The sequence below is a fragment of the Thiohalobacter sp. COW1 genome, from assembly GCF_016629505.1.
GTDB lineage: Bacteria > Pseudomonadota > Gammaproteobacteria > Thiohalobacterales > Thiohalobacteraceae > Thiohalobacter > Thiohalobacter thiocyanaticus_A.
The window spans coordinates 2,863,835-2,880,973 of sequence record NZ_AP024239.1; the positions used below are offsets into that span (position 1 = coordinate 2,863,835).

15 protein-coding genes and 1 pseudogene are annotated in these 17,139 nt (G+C 62.2%); 15 read left to right on the forward strand and 1 reads right to left on the reverse strand.

The features are described from left to right. The first annotated feature begins 1 nt into the window (after position 1). The 3 genes from ctaD (at position 2) to COW1_RS13510 (ending at position 3,279) form a co-directional block, all read left to right on the forward strand. Positions 2–1,579 carry a cytochrome c oxidase subunit I gene (ctaD, locus tag COW1_RS13500; protein ID WP_096363555.1) on the forward strand — a complete coding sequence of 526 codons (1,578 nt, stop codon included), beginning with the start codon at positions 2–4 and terminating at the stop codon, positions 1,577–1,579. A 171-nt stretch (positions 1,580–1,750) separates the two neighbouring features. Further along, positions 1,751–2,350, forward strand: coding sequence for a cytochrome c oxidase assembly protein (locus COW1_RS13505; RefSeq protein ID WP_096363553.1), 600 nt, complete (start codon positions 1,751–1,753; stop codon positions 2,348–2,350). Positions 2,351–2,418: 68 nt separating this feature from the next. Beyond that, positions 2,419–3,279 (forward strand): cytochrome c oxidase subunit 3, encoded by an 861-nt coding sequence (locus tag COW1_RS13510; protein ID WP_096363551.1) that lies wholly within the window; start codon positions 2,419–2,421, stop codon positions 3,277–3,279. A gap of 75 nt (positions 3,280–3,354) precedes the next feature. Here COW1_RS13510 and COW1_RS13515 read toward each other — a convergent pair whose 3' ends face one another. Beyond that, positions 3,355–3,618, reverse strand: coding sequence for a twin transmembrane helix small protein (locus COW1_RS13515; RefSeq protein WP_201344491.1), 264 nt, complete (start codon positions 3,616–3,618; stop codon positions 3,355–3,357). 107 nt (positions 3,619–3,725) lie between these two features. On the opposite strand from COW1_RS13515, the gene COW1_RS13520 reads away from it, so the two are divergent. The 12 genes and pseudogenes from COW1_RS13520 to COW1_RS13575 all read left to right on the forward strand — a co-directional run bounded on the left by COW1_RS13520 (position 3,726) and on the right by COW1_RS13575 (position 17,123). Then, entirely contained in the window at positions 3,726–4,475 is a 750-nt protein-coding gene (locus COW1_RS13520) for an SURF1 family protein (protein ID WP_201344492.1), read from the forward strand. 23 nt (positions 4,476–4,498) lie between these two features. After that, a complete protein-coding gene (locus COW1_RS13525; protein WP_201344493.1) occupies positions 4,499–5,098 on the forward strand; it encodes a hypothetical protein in 600 nt (199 codons plus the stop codon). A gap of 49 nt (positions 5,099–5,147) precedes the next feature. Then, positions 5,148–6,065 carry a heme o synthase gene (cyoE, locus tag COW1_RS13530; protein WP_172844221.1) on the forward strand — a complete coding sequence of 306 codons (918 nt, stop codon included), beginning with the start codon at positions 5,148–5,150 and terminating at the stop codon, positions 6,063–6,065. Between the two features lie 478 nt (positions 6,066–6,543). Next, a complete protein-coding gene (ccoN, locus tag COW1_RS13535) occupies positions 6,544–8,004 on the forward strand; it encodes a cytochrome-c oxidase, cbb3-type subunit I (RefSeq protein ID WP_096363543.1) in 1,461 nt (486 codons plus the stop codon). Between the two features lie 26 nt (positions 8,005–8,030). Next, complete coding sequence (gene ccoO / locus COW1_RS13540) at positions 8,031–8,774, forward strand: cytochrome-c oxidase, cbb3-type subunit II (protein WP_096363541.1); 744 nt, start codon at positions 8,031–8,033, stop codon at positions 8,772–8,774. 22 nt (positions 8,775–8,796) lie between these two features. Next, on the forward strand, positions 8,797–9,003 hold the full coding sequence (locus COW1_RS13545) for a cbb3-type cytochrome c oxidase subunit 3 (RefSeq protein ID WP_096363539.1): 207 nt from the start codon (positions 8,797–8,799) through the stop codon (positions 9,001–9,003). Continuing rightward, positions 8,990–9,919 (forward strand): cytochrome-c oxidase, cbb3-type subunit III, encoded by a 930-nt coding sequence (gene ccoP / locus COW1_RS13550; RefSeq protein WP_096363537.1) that lies wholly within the window; start codon positions 8,990–8,992, stop codon positions 9,917–9,919. The genes COW1_RS13545 and ccoP overlap by 14 nt, the downstream gene beginning before the upstream one ends. A gap of 74 nt (positions 9,920–9,993) precedes the next feature. Beyond that, on the forward strand, positions 9,994–11,406 hold the full coding sequence (gene ccoG, locus COW1_RS13555; protein WP_201344494.1) for a cytochrome c oxidase accessory protein CcoG: 1,413 nt from the start codon (positions 9,994–9,996) through the stop codon (positions 11,404–11,406). 3 nt (positions 11,407–11,409) lie between these two features. Then, complete coding sequence (locus COW1_RS13560; protein WP_096363533.1) at positions 11,410–12,237, forward strand: FixH family protein; 828 nt, start codon at positions 11,410–11,412, stop codon at positions 12,235–12,237. Positions 12,238–12,287: 50 nt separating this feature from the next. Next, complete coding sequence (locus COW1_RS13565) at positions 12,288–14,750, forward strand: heavy metal translocating P-type ATPase (protein ID WP_201344495.1); 2,463 nt, start codon at positions 12,288–12,290, stop codon at positions 14,748–14,750. A 412-nt stretch (positions 14,751–15,162) separates the two neighbouring features. Next, positions 15,163–15,486: a hypothetical protein gene (locus COW1_RS13570; RefSeq protein ID WP_201344496.1), complete on the forward strand. Its 324-nt coding sequence runs from the start codon at positions 15,163–15,165 to the stop codon at positions 15,484–15,486. 108 nt (positions 15,487–15,594) lie between these two features. Further along, positions 15,595–17,123, forward strand: a pseudogene (locus COW1_RS13575) (ATP-binding protein). The last annotated feature ends 16 nt before the right edge of the window (positions 17,124–17,139 follow it).

The following is a 17,139-nucleotide window of genomic DNA, read 5'->3' on the forward strand; positions in this document are numbered from 1 at the left end:
GATGACTACCGCAACCGCACACGAGGCACACGACGATCACGGGCCGGCCCGGGGTCTGTCGCGCTGGCTGTTCACCACCAATCACAAGGATATCGGCACCCTCTACCTGCTGTTCTCGCTGCTGATGTTCTTCATCGGCGGTGCCATGGCCATGGCCATCCGCGCCGAGCTGTTCGAGCCGGGGCTGCAGTTCGTCAACCCCATGTTCTTCAACTCGCTGACCACCATGCATGCGCTGGTCATGATCTTCGGCGCGGTCATGCCGGCCTTCGTCGGCCTGGCCAACTGGCTGATCCCGATGATGATCGGAGCGCCCGACATGGCGCTGCCGCGCATGAACAACTGGTCGTTCTGGATCCTGCCCTTCGCCTTCACCCTGCTGCTGTCGACCTTCTTCATGGAGGGCGGCGCGCCGGCCGGCGGCTGGACCATCTATCCGCCGCTGGTGCTGCAGACCGGAGACGCGTTTCCATTCCTGATCTTCGCCATCCACCTCATGGGCATCTCCTCCATCATGGGTGCGATCAACGTGGTGGTGACGATCCTCAACATGCGTGCACCCGGCATGACCATGATGAAGATGCCGCTGTTCGTCTGGACCTGGCTGATCACCGCTTATCTGCTGATCGCGGTGATGCCGGTGCTGGCAGGCGCGGTGACCATGCTGCTGACCGACAAGTACTTCGGTACCAGCTTCTTCACCGCGGCCGGCGGTGGCGATCCGGTCATGTTCCAGCACATCTTCTGGTTCTTCGGGCATCCCGAGGTCTACATCATGATCCTGCCGGCCTTCGGCATCGTCTCGCAGATCATCCCGACCTTCGCCCGCAAGCCGCTGTTCGGCTACAGTTCGATGGTCTACGCCACGGCTTCCATCGCCTTCCTGTCGTTCATCGTGTGGGCGCACCACATGTTCACGGTGGGCATGCCGCTGGCCGGTGAGTTGTTCTTCATGTATGCCACCATGCTGATCGCCGTGCCCACGGGCGTGAAGGTGTTCAACTGGGTCTCCACCATGTGGCGTGGCTCCATGACCTTCGAGACGCCGATGCTGTTCGCACTGGGCTTCGTGGTCATGTTCACCATCGGCGGTTTCTCCGGCCTGATGCTGGCCATCGCGCCGGTGGACTTCCAGTACCACGATACCTACTTCGTGGTGGCGCACTTCCACTATGTGCTGGTGACCGGCGCCGTGTTCGCCATCATGGCCGGCGCCTATTACTGGCTGCCCAAGTGGACCGGCAACATGTACAACGAGACGCTCGGCAAATGGCATTTCTGGCTGTCGACCATCTCGGTCAATGTGCTGTTCTTCCCGCAGCACTTCCTGGGTCTGGCCGGTATGCCGCGCCGCATCCCGGACTACTCCATCCAGTTCGCCGAGTTCAACATGATCTCCTCGCTCGGCGGCTTCGCCTTCGGTCTGAGCCAGCTGCTGTTCGCCTATATCGTGATCAGTACCATCCGCGGCGGCGCCAAGGCGACCGACAAGGTATGGGACAACCCCGAGGGCCTGGAGTGGACGCTGTCCTCGCCGCCGCCCTATCACAGCTTCACTACGGCGCCCGAGGTCAAGTAAGGCAGGGCCGGCGCGGACAGAGGTGTCCGCGCCGGTTCCGCGCCGCGAGGTGTAAATGTCGCAGCAGACACCACAACAGAAACGCAGCAACATCCGTCTGGCGTTGATCCTGGCGCTGATCGCGCTGGGGGTCTTCGTCGGTTTTGTCTGGACCACGGCGGGAAGCGCGCAATGAGCACGCAGGACGACCCGCGCCAGCAGGCCACCCGGCGTACCCTGCGCCGCATGCTGTTCGTGACCGTCGGCATGTTCGGCTTCGGCTTCGCCATGGTGCCCTTCTACAACGTGTTCTGCGATATCACCGGGCTGAACGGCAAGACCGCGGACGGGCCGGCGCAGACGTTGCAGGAAAGCCGGATCGACAGCGATCGAACGGTTACCGTGGAGTTCATCGCCAATCTCAATCAGGCCATGCCCTGGGAGTTCCGGCCCGAGGTGAACAAGATGCAGGTGCAGCCGGGCAAGGCCTATACGGTCAGGTTCTATGCGCACAACAACAGCGGCAGGGAGGTGGTTGCCCATGCCGTGCCCAGCGTCGCACCGGGGCTGGCGGCAAAGCACTTCCACAAGACCGAGTGCTTCTGTTTCACCGAGCAGAGGTTCGGCGCCGACGAGGGGCGCTGGATGCCGGTGCGATTCATGGTGGATCCGGAACTGTCAGACAAGCACAACGAACTGACCCTGTCCTACACCTTTTTCGATACCGGGGCGCGTACGGCGGCCGCGCCGAAGGGGTTGGAGGCGGTGCATCCGTCGACGCAGACAAACTGACAGGGTCCATGTACTGGATGCTCGGAACAAAAAAACAAATTGCTGAATAAACCAGAGAGGATTGAGGTATGACTGAAGCACATGGCGGCTACTATGTCCCCCACGGCAGTCACTGGCCGCTGGTGGGGTCCGTGGGTCTGACCACCCTGGTGGTCGGCTTTGCGATGCACCTCAACGGTTCGGACATCGGGCTGAGCACGATGTTCGCCGGCATCGCCATCGTGCTGATCATGATGTTCGGCTGGTTCGGCACCGTGATCCGGGAAAGCGAATCCCACATGTACAACGAGCAGGTCGACAAGTCCTTCCGCTGGGGTATGGGCTGGTTCATCTTCTCCGAGGTGATGTTCTTCGCCGCCTTCTTCGGCGCCCTGTTCTATGCCCGGATACTGTCCGTGCCGTGGCTGGGCGGCGAGGATGCCAGCACCCATGCGCTGCTCTGGGAGGGATATTCCGCCGCCTGGCCCACCAATGGCCCGGGCGCCATGGGCGGGGTCTTCGAGACCGTGGGTGCCTGGGGCATTCCCGCGATCAACACCCTGATCCTGCTGACCTCCGGCGTGACCGTGACCTTTGCCCACTGGGCGCTGAAGAAGAACAACCGCGGTGCGCTGGTGGGCTGGCTGTTCGCCACGGTCGCCCTGGGTTTTCTCTTCATCGGGCTGCAGGCCTATGAGTACGGCCATGCCTACTCCGATCTGAACCTGACCCTGGAGTCGGGCGTGTACGGTTCCACCTTCTACATGCTCACGGGTTTCCACGGCATGCATGTCACCATCGGTGCCATCATGCTGGCCATCATCATGCTGCGCAGCATCAAGGGACACTTCACGCCCGACCGCCACTTCGCCTTCGAGGCGGTGGCCTGGTACTGGCACTTCGTGGACGTGGTATGGCTGGGGCTGTTCGTGTTCGTCTACTGGCTCTGAGGCGGCTGATCGGGATCATGGCCACGGCAAGGCGCGGCAAGCCAGTTGGTGTTGTTCATTGATTCCGTGGCGGTTTTACGGCCGCTCCCCCGGGCCGGGTGCACGGTCCTGCACAGCCTCTGCGGGTGGCTGCGGATAGACACCGTGGGGCTGCAGCACCCCGGTGGCGTAGCCCAGCATCAGCAGCAGGAACAGGGTGATGGACAGGCCGATGCGCCAGGTCAGCGCCTTGACGGTGCGGTCCGAACCGCCCCTGTCCCTGATCAGAAATACGAGGCCGCTGGCCAGGCTGCCGAGAATGACGAGCAGCACCAGTACGATGAACAGTTTTGGAAGCATGGAATGAAGGCGCCCTGTATAGCCGGGTTTGATGTAAGCCAGGCCGCAGGCGCACGAGCGCAGCGGCGGGGCGGTTCAGTATACACGCCGGCGCGCGGACGGGGCGAGTGAGGCCGGAGCGCCGCGCCTTCCGTCCCGGCCTGTGGCCCAGCCTGATTGTCGCCGTCCTGCTGGTCCTGCTGGTGGGGTTGGGCTTCTGGCAGCTGGACCGGGCCGAGCAGAAGCGCGCGCTGCTGGAGGAATACGAACACCGACCGCAGCAGGCCGCAGTCCGGCTGGATGCCGCGGTGAGGCTGGAGCCGGAACTGCGATACCGCCAGGCCTGGGTCCGCGGGCGCTACGATCCGGCGCACCAGTTTCTGCTGGACAACCGGGTGCATCAGGGCCGGGCCGGTTACCAGGTGCTGACACCGCTGCGCCTGGCCCACACGGATGCGGCGGTGCTGGTCAACCGGGGCTGGGTGCCGCAGGGCCGGACCCGCGCCGATCTGCCGCCATTGCCGGTGCAGAGCGAGGGCGTCATTACGGTGGAGGGCATGATCGATTATCCGCCCGAGGACCCCTTCAGCCTCGGCGAAGGCGAGGCCCGCGCGCCGGGGTGGCCCAAGGTGCTGCAGCAGATCGATTTCGAACTGCAGTCGCGGCAGCTGGATGCGCGTCTGCTGCCGCTGATACTGCTGCTCGATCCGGCGCAGTCAGACGGTTTCGTGCGCCAGTGGGCGCCGATCCCGGAGCGGTTCGGTCCCGCGCGGCATGTGGGCTATGCCGTGCAGTGGTTCGCCCTGGCCCTGGCCCTGGTGATTCTGTTCTACTGGGCCGTACGGCGGCCCGCTGAAGACGGAGCAGACAGAAAATGAGTGGTGTGATGGAGTCCGGAACGATGGCGAACAATCCCGCGGATGCGGCCTCACCGCGACGCGGCCGCCTGGTCCTGGTGCTGATTTTTGCGTTCTTTGCCCTGCCGCTGGTGGTGGCCTGGGTGATGAACTTTGCCGGTGACTGGGTGCCGCAGGCCTCGGCCAATCACGGCACCCTGATCCAGCCGGTACGGCCGGTCGAACTGCAGGGGCTGGTGGGTCTGGATGGCGAGGCCTTCGACCCGGCGCGGCTGGCCGATGACTGGACCCTGGTTTATCTGCACCGCGGTGCCTGCGACGAGACCTGCTACAACACCCTGTACAAGCTGCGCCAGGTGCGGCTGGCGCAGGGCAAGAACATCGAACGGGTGCAACGGCTGCTGCTGCTGGCCGAGCCGGTCACGCCCGACTGGGCGCGCGAGGCCCGGGGGCACTATCCGGGCATGCAGATCGCGCGGCCGCGGCAGCAGGGGGCGGCTGCACTGACGCCCTTCCCGGCGGCCGGCCGGGTCTATCTGATCGATCCACTGGGTCAGTTGATGATGGAATACCCGCTGCAGGCCGAGCCCGCGGGGATGATCGAGGATCTGGAGCGTCTGCTGCGGATATCCTACGTAGGATGAATGACACCGCCTGCATGGCGGGGCGCAACCAACACCGGGGGAGAGACAAGTGGCAAACGTCAACGTGCTGACAAGCCTGCAGGCCGAAGGGGCGGCCTGGCGCGACTATCTGGGCCTGTGCAAGCTCAAGGTGGTCGCCCTCATCGTGTTCACCGCGGTGGTGGGGATGTTCATGGCCACGCCGGGGCTGGTGCCGCTCGATGCCCTGGTCTTCGGCAGCCTGGGCATCGGCATGGCCGCGGCCTCGGCCGCCGCGCTCAATCACCTGGTCGATCACAAGGTCGATGCCTGCATGGCGCGCACCCAGAACCGGCCCCTGCCCACCGGCCACATGAATCCGCGCAACTGCCTGTACTTCGCGCTCGCCCTGGGCAGCGCCGGACTGGCCATGCTGTGGCTGCTGGTCAACCCGCTGACCGCGGTGCTGACCTTCCTGTCGCTGATCGGCTATGCCGTCATCTATACCCTGTATCTGAAACGGGCCACGCCGCAGAACATCGTCATCGGCGGGGCCGCCGGCGCCGCGCCGCCGGTGCTGGGCTGGACCGCGGTGACCGGTCAGGTCGACCCGCATGCGCTGCTGCTGTTCCTGATCGTGTTCGTCTGGACGCCGCCGCACTTCTGGGCCCTGGCCATTCATCGCCGCAGCGAATATGCCAGGGTGAACATCCCCATGCTGCCGGTCACCCACGGCGTGGATTTCACCCGCGTTCAGGTGCTGCTCTACACCGTGCTGCTGGTGGCGGTGAGCGTGCTGCCCTATGCCACCCACATGAGCGGCATGCTCTATCTGGTGGGGGCGCTGGCCCTGGGCGGCGGGTTCCTGTATCACGCCCTGCGGCTGATGCGCAGCGATGCCGCGGCCATGCCCGCCTTCGGGTATTCCATCCTCTATCTCATGGGCATCTTCGCCCTGCTGCTGCTGGACCACCACCTGCCCGGCCTGTGGCGCAGCCTCGTCGTCTGAGCCAACAGCTTCCGTAGGTCGGGTTAGCGTAGCGTAACCCGACGGGCGCCGCGGCCTGATGTCGGATTACGCCCTTCAGGCTAATCCGACCTACTGAACTGCCCGGCCTGTGGCAGACCCTGGGCGGTCTTCCGGGCTGAACCGAAACCCGACCGGGATCAGTGCGTTGACACCGTTCCGGGCAGTGATCCCCGGCCGCTGCCGCCGGCCGGGGGAATAAGCCGGCTGTCCCCGGCGTCCCTCCAGCGGCTTCCGTACTCGATTTTTCAGAATTTCGTCCGATACTGGAGCCTAGCGTTCTGCGCTTGGATCAGGGCGCAACTACGGGACATGGGTGCGGCAAATCCCATACGAATCTTGCGTCAGGGAGTGCCGTCATATTAGAATGTCCTGATATTTTCCTCGGGCACGGGCACCGCAATTTCCTCGGGCACGGGCCCTCGTGCCGGAATTCCAACAGGTAGCAACGAGGCGAGTCATGGCGCAGAGTGCAGCAGTGGGTACGCAGCAGCAGTACAACTATGCGATTATCAAGAAATTCTCCATCATGGCCCTGGTCTGGGGCGTGCTGGGCATGGCTGCCGGACTGTACGCCGCGCTGGAACTGGCCTATCCCTTCCTGAATTTCAACATCCCCGAGATCACCTTCGGCCGTCTGCGTCCGGTGCATACCACCCTGGTGATCTTCGGCTTCGGCGGCAGCGCCCTGTTCGCGACTTCCTATTATGTGGTGCAGCGCACCAGCCAGGCCCGCCTGTACGGCGACGGTCTCGCCAACTTCACCTTCTGGGGCTGGCAGCTGTCGGTCGGCCTGGGCGCGCTCAGCTACATGTTCGGCATCACCCAGTCGCGTGAATACGCCGAGTTCGAATGGCCCATCGACATCCTGATCACCCTGACCTGGGTGGCCTATTTCTGGGTCTATGTGCAGACCCTGCGGCGGCGCTCCCAGCCGCACATCTACGTGGCCAACTGGTTCTACATCTCCTTCATCCTGGCCACTGCGATCCTGCACATCTTCAACAACCTGGCCATCCCGGTGAACCTGTTCAGCCTCAAGTCCTACTCGCTGTTCTCCGGCGTGCAGGACGCCATGACCCAGTGGTGGTACGGCCACAACGCCGTCGGCTTTTTCCTCACCGCCGCTTTCCTGGGCATGATGTACTACTTCGTGCCCAAGCAGGCCGGGCGCCCGGTGTACTCCTACCGCCTGTCCATCATCCACTTCTGGGCGCTGGCCTTCCTCTACATGTGGGTGGGCGCGCACCACCTGCACTGGACCGCGCTGCCGGACTGGACCTCCACTCTGGCCGCAACCTTCTCCGTGATGCTGCTGCTGCCGTCCTGGGGCGGCATGATCAACGGCATCATGACCCTGTCCGGCGCCTGGCACAAACTGCGCACCGACCCGATCATGCTGTTCATGATCACCGCACTGTCCTTCTACGGCATGTCGACCTTCGAGGGTCCGCTGATGTCGCTGAAGAGCGTGAATGCGCTGTCGCATTACACTGACTGGACCATCGGCCATGTGCACTCCGGCGCATTGGGATGGGTGGCGCTGATCTCCTTCGGCTCGCTCTATCACATGGTGCCGCGCCTGTATGACACCAAACTGTGGAGCCTGCGCCTGGTCTATGCCCACTTCTTCCTGGCCACCATCGGCATCGTGCTCTACATCACCGCCATGTGGGTGGCCGGCATCGGTCAGGGCCTGCTGCTGCGCGCCTTCGACGACCAGTTCGGCACCCTGGCCTACACCTTCATCGAGACGGTGACCTTCCTGCACAAGCCCTATGTGGTGCGTGCACTGGGTGGCGCCTTCTTCGTCAGCGGTGTCGTACTGATGGCCATCAATATCGCCATGACCATTCGTCAGGCCAAGGTCGAGCAGGCCGCCATCGAGGCCAAGATCGCGTCCAAGCTGGCACGCGCCTGATATAGAGCAGCGGAGAGTTTTGAGCAATGAGCTTCTTCAAACACGAAAGCATCGAGATCAATGCCGGCCTTCTGATCGCACTGACCATGGTGGTGATCAGCATCGGCGGCCTGGTGGAGATCGTGCCGCTGTTCTATATCAAGAACACCATCGAGAAGGTCGAGGGCGTGCGCCCCTACACGCCGCTGGAACTGCGCGGGCGTGATATCTACCAGCGCGAAGGCTGCTACCTGTGTCATTCGCAGATGATCCGGCCCTTCCGTGACGAGATGCTGCGCTACGGGCATTACTCGCTGGCGGCCGAGTCGCAGTACGACCATCCCTTCCAGTGGGGCTCCAAGCGCACCGGCCCGGACCTGGCGCGCGTGGGTGGCAAATACTCCAACGAGTGGCATGTCGCGCACATGATCAACCCGCGTGACGTGGTGCCCGAGTCCATCATGCCCAGTTACCCCTGGCTGATGGAGAATGAGCTCGAATACTCCGACGTCGCCGACCGCATGCGGGCGCTGAAGAAGGCCGGCGTGCCTTACTCCGAGACCCGGGAGGAATACCAGGCCAACGTCGAGAAGTTCGGCCGGGAGGCTGCCGACAGGCTCAATATCCTCGCCGCCGAGCAGAATCTCATTGCCGAGGCCCAGGCCGGAAACTTCGACGGTGACCGCGCGCGGCTGACCGAGATGGATGCCCTGGTCGCCTATCTACAGATGCTCGGCACGCTGGTCGATTTCAGTCAGTACGAGGAAGGCCACTTCGCCGAGTTCCGCTGAGGCACTGGCCGGGTGAATCGATATGTCTGAACTGCTGCGCTGGATCGGTCAGTTCGAGAACAGCAAGATCGTTGCTCTGCTGATCTTCTTCGTGACCTTCTGCGCCATCATCATCTACGTGTTCACCGGCAAGCGGCGCAAGCAGCGGCTGGAATCCTACAAGTACATCCCGTTCGAGGACGATGAAAACGAGTCCCGGACGCAGCGCAAGGTAAATGACGATGAGTGAAGCGAACAAGCAACAGGGCGCAGTACAGACCACGGGTCATTCCTGGGACGGTGACCTGCAGGAGTTCAACAACCCGCTGCCGACCTGGTGGCTGTGGGGCTTTTATCTGACGGTGATCTTCGCCGTGATCTACTGGGTCATCTATCCGGCCTGGCCGGTGGGCGAGTCCTACACCAAGGGTGTGGCCAACACCATCACCTATACCGTCAACGGCGAGGAGCGCACCACGCACTGGAATACCCGGGCGCTGCTGATGAAGGAGATGCAGAGCGGCCAGGATGCGCAGAAGATGCAGGCCTATATGGAGAAGGTCGCCGCCGCCAGCTACGACGACATCCTGGCCGACGAGGAAATGCTGGCCTTCACCCGCGCCGTGGCCAAGGGCCTGTTCGGCGACAACTGTGCGGCCTGCCACGGCTCCGGCGGCGCCGGCGTGATGGGCCTGTTCCCCAACCTGGTCGATGACGCCTGGCTGTGGGGCGGCACTGTCGAGCAGATCGAAACAACCCTGACCGAGGGCCGTCACGGCTTCATGCCGGCCTTCGGCCGCAGCCTGGACGATGGCCAGATCGATGCCGTGGCCCATTATGTGCTCAGCCTGTCCGGCCACGAGGTCGACGGCGACATGGCGCAGCGCGGCATGCAGATCTTCAACGGCAAGGAAGGCGGCTGCTTCTACTGCCACACGCAGGCAGGCACCGGCCTGGAGTCACAGGGTGCGGCCAACCTCACCGACAGCATCTGGACCGTTGCCAATGTGCCGGGCCAGGACAGCCTCGAGGGCAAGCTTGCCGAGGTGCGTGAGGTGGTCGAGAATGGCATCGAGCGCGTGATGCCGGCGTGGGATGAGCGCCTCAGCGACAACGAAATCAAGCTGCTGACCGTCTACGTGCACGAACTCGGCGGAGGGCAGTAGCATCCGATGATGCATCCGGCCGGCCGGCGGCGGACAGCCGTCAGCCGGGGGCCGGGAGCCATCATTATCCGTCCATGACCGAAACCGACGTCCAGCTCTACCAGAAACGCGTACCGATCTATCCCCGCTCGGTCAAGGGGCGGTTTCGTCGCCTCAAATGGGGCATCCTGACACTGGCCTACGGTGTCTACTTCCTGCTCCCCTGGCTGCCATGGGATCGGGTGGCCGGTCCCCAGCAGGCCGTGTCCTTCGACATCCACGGCCGCCGTTTCTATCTGTTCGATCTGACCGTCCACGCCCAGGACATCTTCTGGCTGGCCGGCTTCCTGGTCATCGGGGCCTTCCTGCTGTTCTTCGTCACCGGCATCGCCGGGCGGGTATTCTGCGGCTACTTCTGTTTCCAGACCCTGTGGACCGATGTCTACATCCTGATCGAGCGCCTGGTACAGGGCGAGCGTCCGGCGCGCATCCGTCTGGACAAGCAGCCCTGGCGCGGCGGGAAACTGCTCAAGAAGGGAACCACGCATCTGTTGTGGCTGCTGGTGGCCTTCCTTACCGGTCTGAGCTTCACCCTCTACTGGGGCTATGCGCCGGAACTGTTCACGGGCTTCTTCACCGGCCAGGCGCCGTTCCCCGCCTATGCCACCACCCTGTTCCTGACCGCGACCACCTATGTCATGGCCGGGCTGGCACGGGAGCAGGTCTGCACCTACATGTGCCCCTATGCCCGCTTCCAGGGGGCGATGTTCGACCGCGACACCCTGATCGTGGCCTATGACGAGGCCCGCGGCGAGGGCAGTGCCGGCCGTCACAAGGTGGCCAAGGGCCTGAAGACACGCGAGGAACGCCAGGCGCAGGGCGTGGGTGACTGCATCGACTGCGGCTACTGCGTGCAGGTGTGTCCCACCGGCATCGATATCCGCAACGGGATGCAGTACCAGTGCATCTCCTGCGCCCTGTGCATCGATGCCTGCGACACCATCATGGATTCCATGGAGTGGCCGCGCGGGCTGATCAAGTACACCTCCGACAAGGCCCAGCACGGCGAGAAGACCCGCCTGCTCAAGGGCAAGACCATCGGCTACGGCGTGATCCTGCTGTCGGCAGCCACGGCCCTGATCGTCAGCATGCTGAACCAGGTGCCGCTGGACATCTCCGTCTCGCAGGTGCGTCAGCCGCTGTATGTGCGCCTCTCCGATGGCCGGATCCAGAACAGTTATGAGATCAAGCTCAACAACAAGGCCGATCTCAGTTACGAGGTCAGGCTCGATGTCAGCGGACTGGGCGGGGCGGAACTCGATCTGGGTCAGCTCGAACACATCGTGCTGCACCCGGATCAACGGCTGCAGCTGTTCGTCAAGGTGAGAATGCGGCCGCATGCCAACCAGCCCGAGAAGAAGGATTTCTACTTCGTGGTCGAACCTGTCGGGGCCGGGGATATCCCGCAGGTGAAATGGCCCTCGGTCTTCTATCACCCGGACGACTGAAGTATGGAGCAGCTGATCACCATCCCGCTGGGTATTGTGCTGCAGGTGCTGCTGTTCATCGCCCTGCGTCGCTTTGCCGGCATGGGGGCCAGGTCCGCCGCTGCCGTCATCGGGCTGCTGGCGCTGGGCATCTACATCCCCTATGCCATTCTGTACTGGCCCGGGGGCGACGTGGTGGCCATGCATGTCGCCCTGTATGCCGTGACCGCCTACGGCCTGGGCCTGATCATCGCCAACCGCGAGGCGCGTCTGCGCCAGCACGGCGGCAGCGAGGGCTGGTTCCACTGGGGGCCGGCCATCATCATCGGCTTCTTTGTCTTTCTCGTGCTGTTCGATACCGCCTTCGTGATCATCTCCCAGAAGGGTCTGCCCGAACCGGTGGCCGAGTGGCTGCTGCCGGCGCGCGACCGGGGCGAGGTCACCACCAACTTCCCCGGCGTGGCCGCACGCGACTACCAGGAGAAGCAGAGCCACTTCAACCGCTACCTGGAGCAGCGGCGCGAGCAGAGCGAACGCGGCTGGCAGGTGGACCGCGGCTGGATCGGCCCGGCAGTGGCGGACCGGGCGAGCCTGTTCCAGGTGCGGGTACTCGACCGTGATGGCAATCCGGTCAGCGGTGCCGACGTCGGGGGGAACTTCCTGCGTCCGTCCGACACCCGCCTGGACCAGGCCTTCCGCATGCAGGAGACGGCCAGTCCCGGCATCTATCGGGCCGAGGTCGTGCTGCCGGCCACCGGCGTGTGGGAACTGGACCTGACCATCCGCAGGGGCGAGGCGGTGCATCAGCTGCGGGCGCGGACCACCGTGGAGGCGGCCCCGGAGAGTCCCTGAGACAGGCGTTGCCTGTATCCATCCTTCCGATAGCGCTAAGCTGTGCAGCCATGACCGACACCGCCGCCTCCCAGCCCCCCGTCCCGGAGCAGGACGACGACACCCGCTGCTTCCACTGCGGCCTGCCCAACCCGCCCGGCAGCGACTATGTGGTGCAGATCGAGGACCGGCCGCGGCGCATGTGCTGCCCCGGTTGCAAGGCCGTGGCCGAGGGCATCGTCGCCGCCGGCCTGGAGGACTTCTACCGCTACCGCACCGAGAAATCGCGCACGGCCCAGGACCTGGTGCCCGAGGCACTGCGGGACATCGAACTCTACGACCGGCCCGAACTGCAGCAGAGCTTCGTCAGTGTGGATGAAGGCAACCTGCGCGAGGCGTCGCTGATCCTGGAGGGCATCACCTGCGCGGCCTGCGTCTGGCTCAATGAGCGCCATGTCGGCCGCCTGCCCGGCGTGGTGGAGTTCCAGGTCAACTACTCCACCCACCGCGCCCGGGTGAAGTGGGACGACAGCCGCATTCACCTGTCCGACATCCTGCGCGCCATCAGCGACATCGGTTATCTGGCCCACCCCTTCGATCCCGGCCGCCAGGAGGCGGTGCACAAGCGCGAACGCAGCCAGGCCCTGCGTCGCATCGCCGTGGCCGGTCTGGGCATGATGCAGGTGATGATGATCGCCGTCGCCCTGTATGCCGGCGAGGCCGACGGCAGCATGGATGCCGCGTTGCGTGACTTCCTGCGCTGGGTCAGTCTGCTGATCGCCCTGCCGGTGGTGGTCTATTCGGCGAAGCCCTTCTTCGTCAGCGCCTGGCGCGATCTGCGCCGGCGCCAGCTCGGCATGGACGTGCCGGTCTCGCTCGCCATCGGCGGCGCCTTCATCGCCAGCGGCTGGTCCACCGCGGTCGGCGGCGAGGACGTCTACTTCGACTCGGTGGCCATGTTCACCTTCTTCCTGCTCACCGGCCGCTATCTGGAGATGCTGGCCCGGCACAAGGCCGGCCAGGCCGCCGAGGAGTTGGTGCGGCTGCTGCCCGCCACCGCCAGCCGGCTGGATGCGGCAGGCGAAGAAGCGCGCGTTGCCGTGGCCGAACTGCGCCCCGGCGACCGGGTGCGCATCAAGCCCGGCGAGACGGTGCCGGCCGACGGCCGGGTGAGCGAGGGACGCAGTTCGGTGGACGAGTCCCTGCTCACCGGCGAGAGTCTGCCGCAGGCGAAACGGCCGGGGCAGGACCTGGTCGGCGGCACGGTCAACATCGAAAGCCCGCTGATCATGGAAGTGGTCAAGGTGGGCCAGGACACGGTGCTCTCCGCCATCAGCCGGCTGCTGGATCGCGCCCAGACCGAGAAGCCGGGCGTGGCGCGTCTGGCCGACCGCGTGGCCGGCTGGTTCGTCGCCGCCATCCTGCTGCTGGCCGTCGGCGTGGCGGCGTACTGGTGGCAGATTGAGCCGGCGCGTGCCTTCGCCATCACCCTGTCGGTGCTGGTGGTGACCTGTCCCTGCGCCCTGTCGCTGGCCACCCCGGTCGCGCTCACCGCCGCCACCGGCGCGCTCACCCGCATGGGCGTGCTCACCACCCGCAGTCATGCACTGGAGACCCTGGCCCGGATCACCCATATCGTACTGGACAAGACCGGCACCCTCACCGAAGGCCGGCTGCAGCTGACCCGGGTGGTGCGGCTGGGCCGCGAGACCCGCGACCGCGCGCTCACCATCGCCGCCGGGCTGGAGCAGGCCTCCGAGCATCCGCTGGCGCGGGCCATCCTGCAGGCGGCGGACCGCACGCCGGCCGCGGACAACCTGATCGCCACGCCGGGCGAGGGTGTGGAAGGCGAGGTGCAGGGGCGGGTCTACCGCCTGGGCACACGCGAGTTCGTGCTCGGACTGGGCGGTGCTGACAAGGCATTACCGGAGGAGTTCGCCGATCTGAGCGGCACCTTTGTCTATCTGGCGGATGCGCGCGAACTGCTGGCCGTACTCGTGTTCGAGGACAGTCTGCGTGACGGCGCATGCGAGGCGGTCCAGGGGCTGCGCGAACTGGGCATCGAGGTGCGCCTGCTCAGCGGCGACGAGGACCGGGCGGTCCGCCGGGTGGCAGAGGAACTCGGCATCGAGGCGGCGCTGGGGCAGCAGAAGCCGCCGCAGAAGCTGGCCCACCTCAAGGCCATCCAGGCCCAGGGCGGCATCGTGGCCATGGTCGGCGACGGCGTGAATGACGCCCCCACCCTGGCCGGCGCCCAGGTCTCCATCGCCATGGGCGGCGGCACCCAGCTGGCCCACGCCGCCGCCGACATGGTACTGCTCTCGGAACAACTCCCCCACCTGCCCGAGGCCGTACGCGCCGCGCGCAAGACCCTGCGCCTGATCCGCCAGAACCTGGGCTGGGCCATCGCCTACAACCTGTGCGCCCTGCCGCTGGCGGTGATGGGCTTCATCGCCCCCTGGATGGCCGCCATCGGCATGTCCGCCAGCTCCCTGATCGTGGTGCTGAACTCCCTGCGGTTGCGGCGGTTCTGATCGGTTCGGCTACCAGAAGAATAAAGACCGACAAGATCCGGTATAGCCAGAATTACGTGCTTCTATTAGTGATTTCTTGATAGCTGATGTAGCCGAATTGTGTCGGCGAAGGAAATCATAAACTTAATGTCCGTTTTCTGACTCAGCGGAATTCTGTGCGCTGGGCGATTCGATATTCCGTCTATCATTTAATATGTCGTCAAAATAACCCTGCCGGGTTTGGTTCTGGCGGCCTATCACGATACGATGCAATACGGATCGGGCAGGGTGACATCGTTGATTCGTGTGGTATTTTAGGTGAAGATTCGGGTGTGGATGCGCCAGAATAGGCGGAATCGGGAGTATTGCATGATAGATGGAATCCGCACTATTACCAATAATACGGATTCCGTCTAACACACTGTTATATGCCATGAATTCATCAATCGAGCACATTAAGTTAGTAAATGACGTTGCAGAGTTCTGCGAAAAGCATGATCTCATCATATTTGAACATGACTACAATTACATGGTGTTTGGTAGTTGGAGCCTAGTAATTGGTAAAAGCAAACACCGCATGAGATTCAGTTGGGATGGTAAAGAATCTTATCTTGGCGTTGGGGTGTCAGAATTTCAAAATTCCAATTCCACTGCAAATTGGGAGCCGGTATTGCCGAGTATAGGTGGCACACAAAAAACGGAGGCAGAAGTATTTGCCTTCATAAAAGAATCATTGAATAAGCAATATGTCATATAACAATCACATCAACTTTGCTCCCTTCGGTCGCCGGACGCTCCTGACGTCGCGCCGGTTATGTGAGCGTTAGATGCAGTATGAGTCGATATACACGCAAGGAATGGCGCTATGAAAATAAAGTCAGTAACCATTAACCGCTTTCGCGGCTATGCCGAACCCACAAAATTAGATGTTGACGATCTGTGCGTTTTGGTAGGAAAAAACGACATAGGGAAATCAACGATTTTGGAGGCATTAGATATCTTTTTTAACGAGGGCAAGGGCTGTGTAAAGCTTGATAAGGATGACATTAATAAGAGATGTGTCGCAGACGGTAACGATTGCATAGAGATTGCCGTCGAATTCACTGATCTACCGAATGCCGTGTTGATAGACGCGACTAACCAGACGACGCTTTCAAGCGAGTATCTTTTGACGGGCACCGGAACACTGGAAGTAGTGAAGCGGTATCCTAAGGCAGGAAAGGAAAAAGTATTTATTCGAGCGCTTCACCCAACACACGAAAATTGTCGTGACTTACTGCAAAAAAAGAACCCGGAACTGAAAAAACTTCTCGACGACCAGGGGCTTGGTGTGAAGACAAGACAAAGAACGCGGAACTCCGTAAAGCAATCTGGCTGTCGCAAGATGACTTACAGCTTGCAGAGGTAGAAATCGAAGTTGCGAAAATTGACGCCAAAAATATCTGGGAGCAGCTTAAAAGCTATATGCCCCTGTACACGTTGTTTCAGTCTGATCGAAAGAACAGCGATGGTGACAGCGAAGTACAAGACCCAATGCGCTTAGCTGTCCGAGAAATATTGGGTGACCCCAAAATACAGAAAGAACTTTCTGATGTGGCTGAGACAGTTAAAGAACGGCTAAATGAGGTCGCAGCCAGGACCCTCGATAAGCTACGTGAAATGAACCCCGCTATCGCAAATTCACTTGATCCCCAGCTACCTGATGCAGAAAGTTTGAAGTGGACTGACGTATTTAAAAATGTATCGATTTCGGGTGATGAAGATATACCTATCAACAAGCGAGGTAGTGGCGTTAAACGTCTTGTCCTAATTAGCTTCTTCCGCGCCGAAGCAGAGCGACGCCAACAGGCAGTTAATCTACCAAATATTGTATATGCAATTGAAGAGCCAGAAACGTCACAACACCCAGAACACCAGAGAGCACTAATTGATGCCCTTATTGCTTTGTCCTCGGCCGATAACACGCAGGTCTTTGTTACAACCCATAGCCCGGAGATCGTGAAAAGGCTTCGTTTTGAAAACATATTGCTTATTTCAGGGCGCGCACCAGGAGAGATGCTGCATGTGCGTGAGCATAACTTGCCGTATCCGAGCCTGAATGAGGTCAATTACGCCGCTTTTGATGAAACTTCATTCGAGTACCACAATGAGCTATACGGATATATCGAAGCAGAAGGTGCGCTCCAAGAGTACAAGCAGGGAAGGCCGGAGCGGCCGTATAACAGAGTTCGCCGAGATGGCTCCGTTGTTCCTCAAACGATAATTCTTACCGAATACATTCGTCACCAAATCCATCACCCAGAGAATGATCAGAACGCACCGTTCACTATGGATGAACTAAAGGAATCTATCGATGCTATGCGTGCGTTCATCCAGGGTGGAATGGGAGCGTGAAATTGCATCTAACAAT